Origin of the sequence: Megasphaera micronuciformis F0359, from assembly GCF_000165735.1 — a bacterium.
GTDB classification, from domain to species: Bacteria; Bacillota; Negativicutes; order Veillonellales; family Megasphaeraceae; genus Megasphaera; species Megasphaera micronuciformis.
In genome coordinates this window covers 772,932-787,159 of record NZ_GL538208.1, presented here as the reverse complement: position 1 = coordinate 787,159, position 14,228 = coordinate 772,932, and the positions used below count along the sequence as shown (strand labels likewise).

At 44.2% G+C, this 14,228-nt stretch carries 15 protein-coding genes and 1 riboswitch; of the genes, 13 read left to right on the top strand and 2 right to left on the bottom strand.

Going from position 1 to position 14,228, the window contains the following annotated elements; genetic code table 11:
* The first annotated feature begins 5 nt into the window (after nucleotides 1-5).
* From aspS to HMPREF9429_RS07445, 3 genes are all read left to right on the top strand, one after another.
* Nucleotides 6-1,796 (top strand): aspartate--tRNA ligase, encoded by a 1,791-nt coding sequence (aspS, locus tag HMPREF9429_RS07455; protein ID WP_040774118.1) that lies wholly within the window; start codon nucleotides 6-8, stop codon nucleotides 1,794-1,796.
* A 217-nt stretch (nucleotides 1,797-2,013) separates the two neighbouring features.
* Nucleotides 2,014-2,091: riboswitch (ZMP/ZTP riboswitch) on the top strand.
* 58 nt (nucleotides 2,092-2,149) lie between these two features.
* The gene (locus HMPREF9429_RS07450; RefSeq protein ID WP_006942820.1) at nucleotides 2,150-3,829 is read left to right on the top strand and encodes a formate--tetrahydrofolate ligase; all 1,680 of its coding nucleotides are present in this window, start codon (nucleotides 2,150-2,152) and stop codon (nucleotides 3,827-3,829) included.
* Nucleotides 3,798-4,448, top strand: a complete 651-nt coding sequence (locus HMPREF9429_RS07445; protein ID WP_006942819.1) for a cyclodeaminase/cyclohydrolase family protein — start codon at nucleotides 3,798-3,800, stop codon at nucleotides 4,446-4,448. Before HMPREF9429_RS07450 ends, HMPREF9429_RS07445 begins: the two co-directional genes overlap by 32 nt.
* 35 nt (nucleotides 4,449-4,483) lie before the next feature.
* Here the strand turns inward: HMPREF9429_RS07445 and HMPREF9429_RS07440 are convergent, their stop codons facing one another.
* Entirely contained in the window at nucleotides 4,484-4,888 is a 405-nt protein-coding gene (locus tag HMPREF9429_RS07440; protein ID WP_006942818.1) for a hypothetical protein, read from the bottom strand.
* Between the two features lie 370 nt (nucleotides 4,889-5,258).
* Here HMPREF9429_RS07440 and nth point away from each other — a divergent pair, with 370 nt between their 5' ends.
* The 10 genes from nth to sufU all read left to right on the top strand — a co-directional run bounded on the left by nth (nucleotide 5,259) and on the right by sufU (nucleotide 13,328).
* On the top strand, nucleotides 5,259-5,906 hold the full coding sequence (gene nth, locus HMPREF9429_RS07435) for an endonuclease III (RefSeq protein ID WP_006942816.1): 648 nt from the start codon (nucleotides 5,259-5,261) through the stop codon (nucleotides 5,904-5,906).
* An 85-nt stretch (nucleotides 5,907-5,991) separates the two neighbouring features.
* Entirely contained in the window at nucleotides 5,992-6,387 is a 396-nt protein-coding gene (locus HMPREF9429_RS07430; protein ID WP_006942815.1) for a hypothetical protein, read from the top strand.
* A 63-nt stretch (nucleotides 6,388-6,450) separates the two neighbouring features.
* Nucleotides 6,451-6,591, top strand: coding sequence for a six-cysteine ranthipeptide SCIFF (scfA, locus tag HMPREF9429_RS09070; RefSeq protein ID WP_059077334.1), 141 nt, complete (start codon nucleotides 6,451-6,453; stop codon nucleotides 6,589-6,591).
* Between the two features lie 63 nt (nucleotides 6,592-6,654).
* Nucleotides 6,655-8,055: a thioether cross-link-forming SCIFF peptide maturase gene (gene scfB, locus HMPREF9429_RS07425; RefSeq protein WP_006942814.1), complete on the top strand. Its 1,401-nt coding sequence runs from the start codon at nucleotides 6,655-6,657 to the stop codon at nucleotides 8,053-8,055.
* Nucleotides 8,048-8,248, top strand: coding sequence for a hypothetical protein (locus HMPREF9429_RS07420; RefSeq protein ID WP_006942813.1), 201 nt, complete (start codon nucleotides 8,048-8,050; stop codon nucleotides 8,246-8,248). Before scfB ends, HMPREF9429_RS07420 begins: the two co-directional genes overlap by 8 nt.
* Nucleotides 8,249-8,360: 112 nt before the next feature.
* Nucleotides 8,361-9,107, top strand: coding sequence for a Fe-S cluster assembly ATPase SufC (gene sufC, locus HMPREF9429_RS07415; protein WP_006942812.1), 747 nt, complete (start codon nucleotides 8,361-8,363; stop codon nucleotides 9,105-9,107).
* A gap of 12 nt (nucleotides 9,108-9,119) precedes the next feature.
* Nucleotides 9,120-10,550 carry a Fe-S cluster assembly protein SufB gene (gene sufB / locus HMPREF9429_RS07410; RefSeq protein WP_006942811.1) on the top strand — a complete coding sequence of 477 codons (1,431 nt, stop codon included), beginning with the start codon at nucleotides 9,120-9,122 and terminating at the stop codon, nucleotides 10,548-10,550.
* A gap of 12 nt (nucleotides 10,551-10,562) precedes the next feature.
* A complete protein-coding gene (locus HMPREF9429_RS07405; RefSeq protein ID WP_198005687.1) occupies nucleotides 10,563-11,636 on the top strand; it encodes a SufB/SufD family protein in 1,074 nt (357 codons plus the stop codon).
* Between the two features lie 16 nt (nucleotides 11,637-11,652).
* Nucleotides 11,653-12,873, top strand: a complete 1,221-nt coding sequence (locus HMPREF9429_RS07400; protein WP_006942809.1) for a SufS family cysteine desulfurase — start codon at nucleotides 11,653-11,655, stop codon at nucleotides 12,871-12,873.
* Nucleotides 12,874-12,890: 17 nt separating this feature from the next.
* Nucleotides 12,891-13,328: a Fe-S cluster assembly sulfur transfer protein SufU gene (sufU, locus tag HMPREF9429_RS07395; protein WP_040774410.1), complete on the top strand. Its 438-nt coding sequence runs from the start codon at nucleotides 12,891-12,893 to the stop codon at nucleotides 13,326-13,328.
* Between the two features lie 76 nt (nucleotides 13,329-13,404).
* Here the strand turns inward: sufU and lgt are convergent, their stop codons facing one another.
* Complete coding sequence (gene lgt / locus HMPREF9429_RS07390) at nucleotides 13,405-14,196, bottom strand: prolipoprotein diacylglyceryl transferase (protein WP_040774116.1); 792 nt, start codon at nucleotides 14,194-14,196, stop codon at nucleotides 13,405-13,407.
* Nucleotides 14,197-14,228: the final 32 nt, after the last annotated feature.

Sequence of the window (14,228 nt, the reverse complement as noted above, 5' to 3'; positions counted from 1 at the left end):
GTTTAATGGATACAATGGAAGGATTGAGCCGCTCTCATTATTGTGCGGCCGTAACAGAAGAGGATCAGGGAAAAGAAGTCGTATTGTGCGGTTGGGTTGAACGTCGTCGCGATCACGGCGGTTTGATTTTTATCGACTTACGAGACCGTACGGGTATTATACAGGTCGTTGCTTCGCCGGACTATGAAAAGGAATCGTTTGACAAAGCGGAACAGGTTCGTACGGAATATGTCCTCGTTGTTCGCGGTATTGTCCGCATGCGTGATGAAGCGACAATAAACGAAAAGATGAAAACCGGCAAAATCGAAATTCGTTGTGAAGAATTACGAATTTTGAACACATCCAAAACACCGCCCTTCTATATTGAAGATAATATTGACGTAGATGAAAAGATACGTCTCCAATACCGCTACCTCGACTTGCGTCGTCCGGAAATGCAGAACAACCTGATTATGAGAAATAAGGTAAAGCATGCTATGCGTGATTTCCTCAATCAGCACGGCTTTATCGACATTGAAACTCCCGAACTTTGTAAAAGTACGCCTGAAGGGGCACGCGATTACCTCGTACCGAGCCGTGTCAACGAAGGGAAATTCTACGCTTTGCCCCAGTCACCGCAGATTTTTAAACAGCTGTTGATGATCTCCGGCATGGATCGGTATTATCAAATTGCACGTTGTTTCCGCGATGAAGATTTGCGTGCCGACAGACAACCTGAATTTACACAGCTCGATATGGAAATGTCTTTTATGAGTCAGGAAGATATTTTACAGTTGACGGAAGAAATGATCGGGTATGTATTCAAACAGGCTCTCGGTTATGAGATTCCCGGTCCGATTCAGCGCATGACTTGGGACTATGCTATGGAAAACTACGGTTCTGATAAACCGGACTTGCGTTTTGACATGAAGTTCAAAGATATTACGGAACTCGTAAAGGATACGGAATTCAAGGTCTTCCGTAATGTCGTTGATGCCGGCGGTCAAGTTAAGGCTATTAACGTTAAAGGGTATGCCGGTATTCCCCGTCGTGAATTGGACGGTTTGGTTGAATATGTTTCTACCTACGGAGCTAAGGGATTGGCTTGGATTGCCTTTGCGGAAGAGGGCATGAAGTCTCAGGTAAAAAAATTCCTCGGTGAAGATACATTAAAAGCTATCGGCGAAGCTTGCGGCAGTGAAACGGGTGACTTGGTTCTCATGATTGCCGATAAACCGTCTGTTGTAGCAGCCGCTTTGGGTGAATTGCGTAAAGAAATGGCTCGCCGCACGGGCATTATTGATGAAAATGCCTTTGCGTTTACATGGGTTGTCGATTTCCCCATGTTTGAATATGACGAAGAAGAAAAGCGTTACACGGCAATGCACCATCCGTTTACGGCTCCGCGCGACGAAGACTTGGACAAATTGGAAACGGACCAATCAAAAGTGTATGCAAAGGCCTATGACCTGGTCTTGAACGGTGTTGAATTGGGTGGCGGTTCTTTACGTATTTACCAACCCGATATTCAACAACGCGTATTCAAGGCTATCGGACTTACGGATGAAGAAGCGAAGCAGAAGTTCGGCTTCCTTCTCAGAGCCTTCGAATACGGAGCCCCTCCTCACGGAGGTTTGGCTTTCGGCTTGGATCGCATGATTATGCTGATGCTCAAGAGAAAGTCCATTCGCGACGTTATTGCTTTCCCGAAGACGCAAAATGCTATTGATCCCATGAGCGAAGCACCTTCGGAAGTAGCACCGAGACAGCTGCGCGAACTTCATATTGAAGTAGCTCAGGATTTGGTCAAAAAATAATAACACATAACAGTGCTTCTATCATAACGTTGAAGTCGGTATCAAAGAGATGGCGACTTCAACGTTATTTTTGTAAAATAAGAACTCGTCATATGCGGATACGTACCGTTGAGATAGGGGAATGAGAATGCAAAAGTATCCGCCTATACATGTCTAATTGTTATGTATCTTATAACTGTACCGTTTGACAAAGGAAAGGAGCGACAGGTATAATAATATAAGGTTATGTAACTGACGGAAGTGGAACAACCACGGGGAGCATAATCCATTTTAGCCGACCGTCTGGGCAATGATTCCGGGCAGAGTCGGTATTTTTTATGCCTCCTGCCACATATAAATGAGGAGTAACGGATATGAAACCTGTATTAAGCGATATCGAAATTGCACAGCAAACTGAGTTAAAACCGATTACGGAAATTGCCGAACAAGTGGGACTTACGGCAGATGATTTGGAATTGTACGGAAAATATAAGGCGAAGGTCTCTTTTGATGCTATTCGTCGATTACAGAGTCGACCGGACGGTAAATTGGTCCTGGTTACAGCTATTAACCCGACGCCGGCAGGTGAAGGGAAATCCATGACTACTATCGGCTTGGCTCAGGCTTTTAACCGCTTGGGGCATAAGGCTGTTGTAGCTATGCGCGAGCCTTCTTTAGGACCGGTTTTCGGGATTAAAGGCGGTGCGGCCGGAGGCGGGTATTCTCAGGTCTTGCCTATGGAAGATATAAATCTTCACTTTACGGGCGATATGCATGCCATTACTACGACAAATAATTTGTTAGCCGCAGCCATTGATAATCATGTACATCAAGGCAATGAATTGCGTATTGACGTGCGTCGTGTCATTTGGAAGCGGGTCCTTGATATGAATGATCGGGCATTGCGTAATTTGACTATAGGCTTAGGCGGTAAGGTATGCGGTTTTCCGCGTGAAGATCATTTTATGATTACCGTTGCGTCGGAAATCATGGCCGTCTTGTGCTTGGCTGAAGATTTGGAAGATTTAAAACAACGGATGGCTAAAATTACGGTAGCCTATGATTTGGACGGCAATTTGGTAACAGCCGGACAGTTAGGTGTAGCCGGGGCCATGGCCGTTGTTATGAAGGATGCTATTAAGCCGAACTTGGTACAGACAACGGAACAAACACCGGCGTTAGTTCACGGCGGGCCTTTTGCCAATATTGCCCACGGTTGTAATTCCGTTATTGCGACGAAACTGGCTATGAAAATGGGTGAAATTGCAGTAACGGAAGCCGGTTTCGGTGCCGATTTAGGGGCTGAAAAGTTTATGGATATAAAATGTCGTTTCGGGCATATTAAACCGTCGGCAGTAGTTATTGTAGCAACTGTCAGAGCATTAAAGATGCATGGAGGAGTAAAGAAGGCGGACTTACAGGAAGAAAATGTGAAGGCTTTAGAAGCCGGGTTTGCCAACTTGGCGAAACACATTGAGAATATGCGTATTTTCAATGTGCCCGTAGTAGTAGGAATCAATCGCTTCCTTTCCGATACGGATGCGGAGTTGGAAACTCTCACTCGCTTGTGTGAGGACTACGGTGTGCCTGTAGCTTTAAATGACTGCTGGGCTGAAGGCGGCGAAGGCGGCAAAGATATGGCCAACTTATTGCTGCCCTTAATGGAAAAAGATGCAAGTCCTTATTGCCCTTTATATGACGTAAATGAAACGATTCCCGAAAAACTGGAAAAAATAGTGACTCGCATTTACGGCGGTAAAGGCGTGATCTTTGAAGGGAAGGCTCAAAAACAGGTAAAGGAACTCGAAGCTTTCGGGTTGGATAAGATGCCCGTATGTGTCGCTAAGACGCAGTATTCTTTGTCTGACAACGCCGACCTTTTAGGCGCACCTGAAAACTTTTATGTAACGGTCAAAGATGTGCGTGTATGTACCGGCGCAGGCTTTATTGTTTGCGAGACGGGTAATATTATGACTATGCCGGGACTGCCCAAGGTGCCGGCGGCGAACAGGATGGATATTGATGAAAAAGGAAATATTACAGGGCTCTTCTAAAACCATGGGAATAGAAGATTTATCCGTACGTGAATTTTTAGATCAAACGGCATCGTCCGCTCCCGTGCCGGGCGGCGGGAGTATTGCCGCCGTTACGGCAGCTTCGGCCGCGGCCCTTATTGAAATGGTCATTAATTTGACGATTGATAAAAAAGGATATGAAGAGGTGCAAGGTCGAATGATTTCTATGAAATCACAGTTGCCTTCTTTGAGAAAATTGTATTTGCAGGCTGCTGATGCTGATGCGGCCGCATTTTCTTCCCTTATGGAAACCTTACGGCGACCGAAGGAAGAAAAAGGACGGGCGGAAGCGGTTCAAGCGGCGTTTAAAGAAGCGGCTGAGGTGCCTTTGACATTGGGGCAGGATATTTTTCCTTTGCTGACCATGGCTCGACAAGTTGTCGAGCACGGTAATATTTGGGCCGTTACGGACGGAGTTATAGCTGCCATGAATGCCAGAGCGGCTATGCGGGCGGCTTTTTACAGCGTTCGTGTAAATTTACAGTCTATTAATGACGGTGCTTATGTGTATAGGACATTGTCCATTATTTCCGATTTTGAAAGTCGTGCCGACGGACAGGAAAGGCTTATAGAGTCACTTTATAAAAAACGCCGATAGAAAAAGAAGGTTCTGCATTGTGCAGAACCTTCTTTTTATGCTCGTTTTGATGAGAAGTTGCTGAACCAGGCCTTGATACCTTCTTTAGGATATACGCCTACCATGGTATGCTGTAAAGCCTCGCGTACTTCTGCTTCATTTTCTAAAGGATAGATGGACTTATATTCGTCGTATACTTCCCAGAAATCTCGCATATGCAGATTGGCATACGTATCGCCGTATACTTTAAAGCACGAATCACAGAGCGTAATAAATACGGCTTCTTCTTCCTGTTGGGTTGCATCGTCAAGTCCACAGCAACGAGTATATAAATTGATATTGCCGAAGAGCTTGTGCAGGTAATCGTAGACTTTTGATGTCATCTTGGGCTCTAATTGAAGCAGCTTACAGCCGGGAGCAAAATAAATAGGAAATTGGGTTAAGTTATCTAATGTATCCATTTTCAACACCTCTTTTTAATAAATAACGATTCTTTAAATAAAATATATCATAATGAATGAGTTTCTTCAATTTTTGCAATTAAGAGCGTTAATAAGAGTCCTTCTCTTTTATAAAAAAAGTAAAAATCTGTTGAATATCTTTATAAAGAAGTTTTCTCACACTGCAAACTATATTGATCTTAAAAATATGATAATAAATATTAATTAATAATAAAAAATAAGAAAAATAAGTAAGTTGATTGCAAAAAAAGCAACATTATTAACCATCTCTTGCTATGGTTGCAATGTGTTATAATAAAAACCGGCAGTATGAAAGGGGCGATTTTATAAAAATTTGCCCGTTATATGTTGCGGAAAGAGAGTTGACAAAGTGATTACAAAAAAGAAAAAACAAGAGATGTTGCAACGCTTTCAAGATACATACGGAATCATGAAGCCTGCACTTATATATCAGTCGCCTTTTGAACTTTTGGTGGCTGTTGTCTTATCGGCTCAGTGTACGGATGAACGCGTGAATATTGTAACTGCCGGGTTGTTTCCGGAATACGCTTCTCCCGAAAAAATGTTGACCTTGGGAATTGACGGGCTGGAAGAAAAAATAAAGACTTGCGGTCTTTATCACAGCAAGGCCAAGAACCTATCGGCAACCTGTCGTATTTTATGTGAAGAGTATCAGGGGGAAGTGCCTAAGACCTTTGATGAATTAGTGAAACTTCCCGGTGTAGGGCGTAAGACGGCCAATGTGCTTGTCAGCGTTCTTTACGATACGCCGGCTATTGCTGTGGATACTCATGTGTTTCGTGTTGCTAATCGCATGCAGCTGGCTGTCGGTACGACGCCCGACAGTGTGGAAAAGGGTCTGCAAAAAGCCATCCCCGTTGAATGGTGGAGCCGGGCTCATCATTGGCTGATCTGGCACGGCAGAAGAATTTGCAAGGCTCGTAAACCCTTATGTGAGGATTGCTTCCAAAACGATATCTGTCCGTCGTCAACTGTGAGAGTTCGTTCCATTCATTGACAGGGAAAAAGAACATAGAGTAAGATAAAGACATCCTGTTAGACAGACGGTCAAGCAAGAAATATCTCTTACGGAGGTTTATGCTATGAGCTTACGGTATGTCAAAGGCAGTTATATGGATGAGATTCTCGTCAACGGGAATCCCGTACTGGTCGTTCTTGAAGGCTTGGAAGAAGGTAAGGAAAAAGAGGCCCGTCGATACGGTAAGAGCGTATGGGAATGGATACTTGCACATCGACCGCGCGTAGCGGCTCATGCACCGCTTATTGCCAAGTTTAAAAATGAACATTGGCTGAATGACGGTGAGCCGGAAATGACGGCCGAGCAAATTCGTGCCAGCCTGGAACGGATTAATTCTGTTTATATGACTTATAACGGAGACTTTGATGTCTTTTTTGCGACTAACGAAATTTTTGATAATCGTGCCGTCGTAATTACGATGAGTAAGGATTTCCAATTTAAGCAATTACGTCTGTTATAGTGATTGTAGACGTGCCGATTATATGCTATAATACAACAGATATTGATAGCGAGGTGAACCGATATGGCAAAACACATTATTACCATTAATACCGAATCCATTCAGAAGACGGCTCAACATGCAGGTTGCAGCGAATGCCAAACATCCTGCCAGTCCGCATGCAAAACGTCTTGCACTGTAGGTAACCAGGTTTGCACAAAATAAGTAATTAAGAGGGGACACCCTTTACCGACCAGGTAAAGGGTATTCTTTTTATGTGGAGGAAAAATGGCGGAAAAGATTCAACCCATGATTCATAAATATATTATGAAAGGGTTATATATGTTACTCGATGTTAACAGCGGTATTGTCAATGTAATCGATAAGCTGGCTTACGATGTTTTGGATACGTATAAGGGTAACAATAAAGAAGCGGTGTATACTGCCCTTGAAGGAACGTATACACACGATGAACTAACGGAAACGATGGACGAACTTGACGAGTTGATTAAGGCGGAAATGCTTTTTGCGCCCATGTGCGAGTCTTTTAAGGTCGTAGCCGATGAAAAACCGGTTGTAAAATCCTTATGCCTGAATATAGCTCATGATTGTAATCTTCGTTGTAAATACTGTTTTGCCTCTCAAGGCGATTATGACACGAATAAACGAGAATTAATGAGTTTTGATGTGGCTAAAAGAGCTATCGATCTGCTGATTGAAAGTTCGGCAGGCAAGCGGCAGCATTGTGAAGTGGATTTTTTCGGCGGCGAACCGCTTATGAATTTCGGGGTCGTCAAACAGACCATTGAATATATACGAAAACAGGAAAAGTTGCATAATAAGGTATTTAAACTTTCTCTGACGACAAACGGGCTTTTATTGGATGAAGAAAAAATTACATATTTAACAGATAATCATATCAGTCTGATTCTCAGCCTGGACGGCCGAGAGGATGTTCATAATCGTATGCGTCCCGATGCAGGCGGTCACGGCTCTTATAAAAGAATTGTTAAGAACCTGCAACATGCCGTATCCGGAAGAAACGGGGAAGAATATTATGTGCGCGGTACGTATACGAAATATAACCTTGATTTCACGGCTGATGTAGAGCATATGGCAGATTTGGGTTTTGACGGCCTGTCCATGGAACCGGTTGTCGGCGATGACCTGTCGTATGCTATCGACGAGTCGGATTTAAAACGTATCGATGAAGAATACGAAAATTTGACGGATTTTTATTTGGAACGCTATTTTAGTAGTCGCCCCGTTATTTACTATCACTTCATTATGGACTTATATCGAGGCCCCTGTATTGCCAAGCGTTTGCGCGGTTGCGGTGCAGGCCATGAATATATGTGCGTGGTTCCGAACGGAGATATATATCCCTGTCATCAGTTTGTCGGACAGGAAGAATATGCTATCGGCAGTGTATACGACGGCATAACGAATACGGAACTGCCCCGCTTATTCCGAGATATGCATGTACTCAATAAACCGACATGTTGCAAGTGTTGGGCTAAATTTTTCTGCAGCGGCGGCTGTCATGCCAATAACATTAAGTACGGCGGCAGTATAGACACGCCTTATGAGTTGGGCTGTAAGATTCAGAAAAAGCGTATTGAATGTGCCATGTATATTCAAGCTTTGATTGCTGTGAAAAAGCGGGAGGGAGAAAAAGCCGGTGAGTAAAATACGATTCTTTTTATGGATAGTCGTATATGCATATTTAATCTATGCACTTATCAAAGACGGTCCTTCATCGCTTGTAGTCGGGCTCTTGATTTTAGCAACCTTGACAGTAATCATGCAGGCATGGCTTCATAGCGAAAAACGGCGGAAATTACGTGAAAAATATGGAATGGACAAAGAAAAAGACGAGTGAAATGAATACGGTTCTTAAAATACACTAAAAAGGTTGACTTTGTAAAAACGATGGAGTAATCTAAGTGTAGTAAAAAAGTATGATTTAAAAGTTTATACAGGAGTGATTGGTAATGAGTGAATTATTACGTGTAGAGAACCTGAAGGTAACCGTTGACGGTAAAGAAATCCTCAAGGGTCTCGACTTAGTGATTAATAAAGGTGAAACTCACGTCATTATGGGTTCCAACGGGGCCGGTAAGTCGACACTGTTTCATTCGATTATGGGGAATCCTTCGTATTCCGTGACAGACGGTCATATTTTCTTTGAAGGACAGGATATTACACATATGCCCGTAAATGAACGTGCTAAACTCGGTATTTTTATGGCATTTCAGAACCCTATTGCCGTTAAGGGCATCAGCGTAGAAAACTTTATCCGCAATGCCAAGAGTACGATTACGGGAGAAACGCAACGAATTATGCCTTTTCGTAAAAAGTTGCGTGCTCAAATGGAAGAATTGCGTATGGAGAAGTCTTATGCGGAACGGTATGTAAATGACGGTTTTTCCGGCGGAGAACGAAAGAAGACGGAAATCCTGCAGATGACCATGTTGGAACCGAAATTGACCATGTTGGATGAAATAGATTCGGGGCTTGATGTCGATGCGGTTCGCGTTGTTTCCGACAGAGTTGCTGCTTATCACAATGGGGAAAATGCGGTTCTCGTCATTACGCATCACAGCGAAATTTTGCAAAGCCTGAAACCCGATTTCGTCCATGTTCTCATTGACGGAAAGATTGTGAAAAACGGTGATGCTTCCCTGATTGATGACATCGAAGCGAACGGGTACGATGTATATCGTACACAGGCTAAATAGGGGGCATTGTCCATGGCTGAAGAAAAAAGATTTGCCAAAGAACGGGAAAAGATAGAGTCTTTTTCCGACTTTAGCAATGTATATAACTTTAAAAAAGATTTCAAATATTCATATAAGACCGATGCGGGCCTTACTGAAGAAATAGTTCGGGAAATTTCGGCACAAAAGGACGAACCCGAATGGATGCTTCAGGCACGCCTGAAGTCGCTTGAACTCTTTTATAAAATAGATTACCCCACATGGGGGCCTGACATCAGCGAACTGCAAATGGACAACATCGTTACGTATGTGCGCCCCGATGCGGGGTTGAAAGCTGATTGGAATGAAGTGCCCGAAGACATTAAGGATACCTTCGATCGACTCGGTATACCCGAAGCGGAAAAGACGTCTTTAGCCGGTGTGGGGGCTCAGTACGACTCGGAAGTGGTGTATCACAGCATTCAGGAAGAATTGGTCAAACAAGGCGTAGTTTATACTGATTTTGATACGGCTCTGAAAGAACATGAAGATATTGTGCGCAAGCACTTTATGAAGCTCATACCGCCGACAGACCATAAGTTTGCGGCCCTGCACGGTGCCGTTTGGTCGGGCGGATCCTTCGTTTACGTGCCTGAAGGAGTCCAAGTGGATATTCCCTTGCAAAGTTATTTCCGTCTGAATGCTCCCGGCGCAGGACAGTTCGAACATACGATGATCATTGTAGAAAAAGGGGCAAAGGTTCACTTTATTGAAGGGTGTTCCGCACCTAAGTACAATGTAGCCAATTTGCATGCCGGGGCGGTAGAACTCTTTATCGGCGATGATGCGACCTTGACCTATTCGACGATTGAGAACTGGTCAAAAAACATGTACAACATGAACACGAAGCGCTCCATTGTCGGTAAGAACGGAACGATGAACTGGGTAACGGGTTCCTTCGGATCTCATACATCTTGCCTGTATCCTATGACGATTTTACAGGGAGAAGGAGCTCATTGCGAATTTACGGGCGTTACCTTTGCCGGTAAGGGGCAGTATTTAGATACGGGGTCCAAGGTGGTTCATAACGCACCGAATACGACGAGTAATATCGACTCCAAGTCCTTGTCAAAGAGCGGCGGTGTCTGTATCTATCGCGGCAGTGTCGTAATTAACGAAAAGGCGGAAGGTGCCAAGTCCAATGTAAGTTGTGAATCGCTTATGTTGGATGAAATTTCTCAGTCCGATACGATTCCGGCTATTGTTGTTAAAAATGATAATATCGACTTGGGTCACGAAGCTAAAATCGGTAGAATTTCCGATGAAGCCGTTTACTATCTCATGAGTCGCGGCCTTAGTGAAGATGAAGCCAGAGCCATGCTTGTGCGCGGTTTTGTTGAACCCGTTTCCAAAGCTTTGCCTTTGGAATATGCCGTGGAAATGAATAACTTAATTAATCTGGAGCTGAAAGGCTCGTTAAAATAAAGGAGGGTAATGATGAGTAAAGAATTATACAATGAATTGCCTCGTCCTACCTTCCGTTGGATGAAGGTCAATCATTTAGAACTAGACGGATTGAACGCCCCTTATTTGCCGTCAGTCGATATTGAACATATCGTGTCCGGCGATACGCAGGTTACTTTTTATCAAGGCAACGGACTTGACGATTTGGACGGCTTTGAAGGGGCTTCTCCCGAATCGTTGCGAGATGCTGTCAATCACAGCATGAACGGGTGCCTCATTCATGCACCTAAGGGTAGCAAAGGAACGGTTCGCCTGATTTATCGTGTAGAAGACGCGGTGCCGAATCTTACGGCACAACTTAAAATTGAAGCTAAAGAAGGCAGTGAAACGGAAGTATATCTTCTCTTTGAAGGGGATGCTCCGACAGGCAGTGTTAATATAGCCGAATATATTGAAGCCGAAAAAGATGCTAAAGTTACGATTAAAAAGATCCAATTCAACGGTGATTCCGTACGTCATATAGAACATCGTTGTGTCCGTGCCGCTGCAGAAAGTGAAGTTCGTTTTGTCAGCGCCGAAATGGGCGGGGCACAGACAATTTTATATTATAAAGTCGATTTGGACGGAGAAAAAAGCAAGTTCGTCAATCATGCCATGTATGTAGGTTATGATCAGCAGGTTTTGGATTTCTCTTACTGGGTCTTGCAAAAAGGTCGGAAATCTTATGCCGATATTTTGACGACAGGAGCCTTAACGGATACGTCAAAGAAAAACTTCCGCGGTACGCTTGACTTTTTACGCGGTTGCAGCAAATCCGTCGGTTCGGAAACCGATGAATGCCTGTTGCTCAGTCCGAAAGTACATTCCGTATCGTTGCCGCTTCTTTTGTGTAAAGAAGATGATGTAGAAGGTAATCATGCCAGCAGTGCCGGGCAAATCGACAAGGACATGCTTTATTATTTAATGAGCCGCGGATTCAGCGAAAAAGGGGCTCAACTGATTATTGTAGAATCGAATATTCGTCCCGTTATTGATGAACTGGGCGATGAAGAGTTGATTGCGCGAGTTCTTGACAGAGCCCGTGAAAAAATGCAGAAATACGAATAATAGAAAGGTGAGGGGTATGACAACGATTCGCGAAGATTTTCCGATTTTAAGCAAAGAACATAACGGGCACAAGCTCGTTTACTTCGACAATGCGGCGACGACGCAGAAACCTAAGCAGGTTATTCAGGCTATTGTCGACTTGTTGGAACATCATAACGGCAATCCGCACAGAGGGGCTCATATTCTCAGTGTAGAAGCCTCTCAATTATATGATGATGCCCGTGAAGCCGTACGCGAGCTGATCAATGCCAAGTACAGCGAAGAAGTGGTTTTCGTTCGTAATGCGACGGAAGGCCTGAATCTCATTGCCAGAAGTTATGCGGAAACGCATTTGAAGAAAGGCGATAAAATCGTCATCCCTATTTCGGAACACCATGCAAATCTGGTAACGTGGCAACGCGTCTGTCGTGTAACCGGTGCGGAATTGGTCTACATGTATTTGGACAAAGAAGGTCATTTTACGGATGAAGATTTAGCTAAGATCGATGATCGTACGAAAATCGTATCCTTTGCGGCTGTAAGCAATGTATTGGGTATGAAACGGCCCGTAAAAGAATTGGTAGCCCGGGCTCACGCAGTAGGAGCCGTGGCTATTGTCGATGCGGCTCAGGCTATTCCTCATATGAAGTGTGATGTTCAAGACTGGGATTGCGATTTTCTTGTTTTCTCAGGTCATAAAATGTTGGCTTCTGCGGGAACGGGTGTCCTTTACGGTAAGCGCGATTTACTGAATGATATGGAACCCTTCCTTTTGGGCGGCGACATGATTGAATATGTACAAGAACAGACGACGACGTTCAATGTCCTGCCCTTCAAGTTTGAAGCCGGTACGGAAAATGTGGAAGGTGCCGTTGCCTTGCATGCGGCTATTAAATATTTGAACAACTACGGATGGGACAAGATAGAAGAACATGAATATGAACTGACTAAGCGTTGTCTCGAAGGTATGAGAAAACTGCCGTATATTCATATCATCGGCTCGACCGATGCAAACGAAAAAACGGGGGTTATCGCCTTTACGATTGACGGAGTTCATCCTCACGATGCGGCCACCATTCTTGACAGCTACGGAATTGCCATCCGCTCGGGCCATCATTGTGCACAGCCTTACGGCGCTTATATTAAGGCGGAGGCTTCTAATCGTGTCAGCTTCTATATTTACAATACGCCGGAAGAAGTGGATTATTTCCTGGAAGTATTGCCCCTTGTTCGTAAGCAAATGGGCTTTAAGGACTAAAGGAGAGGCGAATGACAATGGAAATGGATCAACTGTATTCCGATATTATTCTGGAACACAATCAGACACAGGAAAACAAACATGAATTAGCCGATGCGACTCTTTCCGAACACGGGCATAATCCCAGCTGCGGTGACGATATTACGTTGCAGGTTAAAATAGTCGACGGTATTGTTAAAGACGCAGCTTATACGGGTCACGGCTGTGCTATCAGTCAGGCGTCGGCGGATATGATGATTGACGTTATTAAGGGAAAAACCGTGATCGAAGCCTTGCGACTTACGGAACTTTTTTTGAATATGATTAAAAGAGAAGTTACGGATGATGACGAACTGGAAGAGTTGGAAGACGCTATTGCACTTAAAAATATTTCCAACATGCCGGCTCGCGTTAAATGTGCCGTCTTGGCTTGGCACACGTTGAAAGAGGCGTTAGCTAAAGAAGAAAAACAATAATGGATTCCCTTTTGAGTGGAATAAAAAGAGCTCTCGATCGAAGATACGGCCGAGGGCTCTTTTTATATATGAGGTGTTATTCGGATTTTAATTTTTCATCTTCTCTACCGTATATTTGTAGGACTATCCAGATGGCCAAAGCTATGACAAAGGCAATGATACTCGTCCATTGAGCGGATTTAAAAGCCCAAAGAGTTGATACGTAGTCGCCCCTTAAATATTCGAGGAAAAAGCGTTCTACGGCATAGAGCATAACATATACACAAAAGACCTGACCCTTCTTATGCGGGAAGACGCTATATAAGAGAAGGGCTACGAAGACGAGAATATCGACTTGTCCCTCCCACACTTCGGCAGGCCAGAGCGGATTGTCGCCGTATGTACGATGGGCCAGGGTCGTTTCGGGATAGACGATGCCGAAAGAACCGCCCGTAGGATGGCCGAAAGCATCACCGTTCATTAAGTTGGCCATACGACCTACCGATTGTCCGAGGATGATAGCGGGAGCCAGTAAATCGCCGAAGGCCCAAGTATCGATGTGATGAATTTTCGTATAAATGACACCGGCTACGGCACCGAAAAGAAGACCTCCCTGAATAGCCATGCCGCCTTGCCAGACATAGGGGATTTCCGTCAAGTGGTTATGGTAGTATGCCCAATCAAAGAAAAAGACATCCCAAAGGCGTCCGCCGACAATGCCGGCCAAGCCGCAGCAAAGGGTGAAGTCGAAGATGTGAAGGTGCCAATGACGCCCGTCTTTTTTCATAATGTAATAGGCCGTAATGCCTGAAGAAATTATACCGAGCATAAAGAGAAGTCCGTATGCGCGGACGGGAAAGGTTCCTATATAAAAGAGATATTGATGCATGACGAAAGTCATCCTTTCATGTGATATAATAA

Coding starts and splice junctions, on each gene's coding strand:
- HMPREF9429_RS07450 (WP_006942820.1), top strand. CDS start 2,150: ATGAAACCTGTATTAAGCGATATCGAAATTGCACAGCAAACTGAGTTA.
- lgt (WP_040774116.1), bottom strand. CDS start 14,196: ATGCATCAATATCTCTTTTATATAGGAACCTTTCCCGTCCGCGCATAC.
- HMPREF9429_RS07440 (WP_006942818.1), bottom strand. CDS start 4,888: ATGGATACATTAGATAACTTAACCCAATTTCCTATTTATTTTGCTCCC.
- HMPREF9429_RS07405 (WP_198005687.1), top strand. CDS start 10,563: ATGAGTAAAGAATTATACAATGAATTGCCTCGTCCTACCTTCCGTTGG.
- HMPREF9429_RS07430 (WP_006942815.1), top strand. CDS start 5,992: ATGAGCTTACGGTATGTCAAAGGCAGTTATATGGATGAGATTCTCGTC.
- sufU (WP_040774410.1), top strand. CDS start 12,891: ATGGAAATGGATCAACTGTATTCCGATATTATTCTGGAACACAATCAG.
- sufC (WP_006942812.1), top strand. CDS start 8,361: ATGAGTGAATTATTACGTGTAGAGAACCTGAAGGTAACCGTTGACGGT.
- aspS (WP_040774118.1), top strand. CDS start 6: ATGGATACAATGGAAGGATTGAGCCGCTCTCATTATTGTGCGGCCGTA.
- scfA (WP_059077334.1), top strand. CDS start 6,451: ATGGCAAAACACATTATTACCATTAATACCGAATCCATTCAGAAGACG.
- HMPREF9429_RS07400 (WP_006942809.1), top strand. CDS start 11,653: ATGACAACGATTCGCGAAGATTTTCCGATTTTAAGCAAAGAACATAAC.
- HMPREF9429_RS07445 (WP_006942819.1), top strand. CDS start 3,798: ATGAAAAAGGAAATATTACAGGGCTCTTCTAAAACCATGGGAATAGAA.
- scfB (WP_006942814.1), top strand. CDS start 6,655: ATGGCGGAAAAGATTCAACCCATGATTCATAAATATATTATGAAAGGG.
- sufB (WP_006942811.1), top strand. CDS start 9,120: ATGGCTGAAGAAAAAAGATTTGCCAAAGAACGGGAAAAGATAGAGTCT.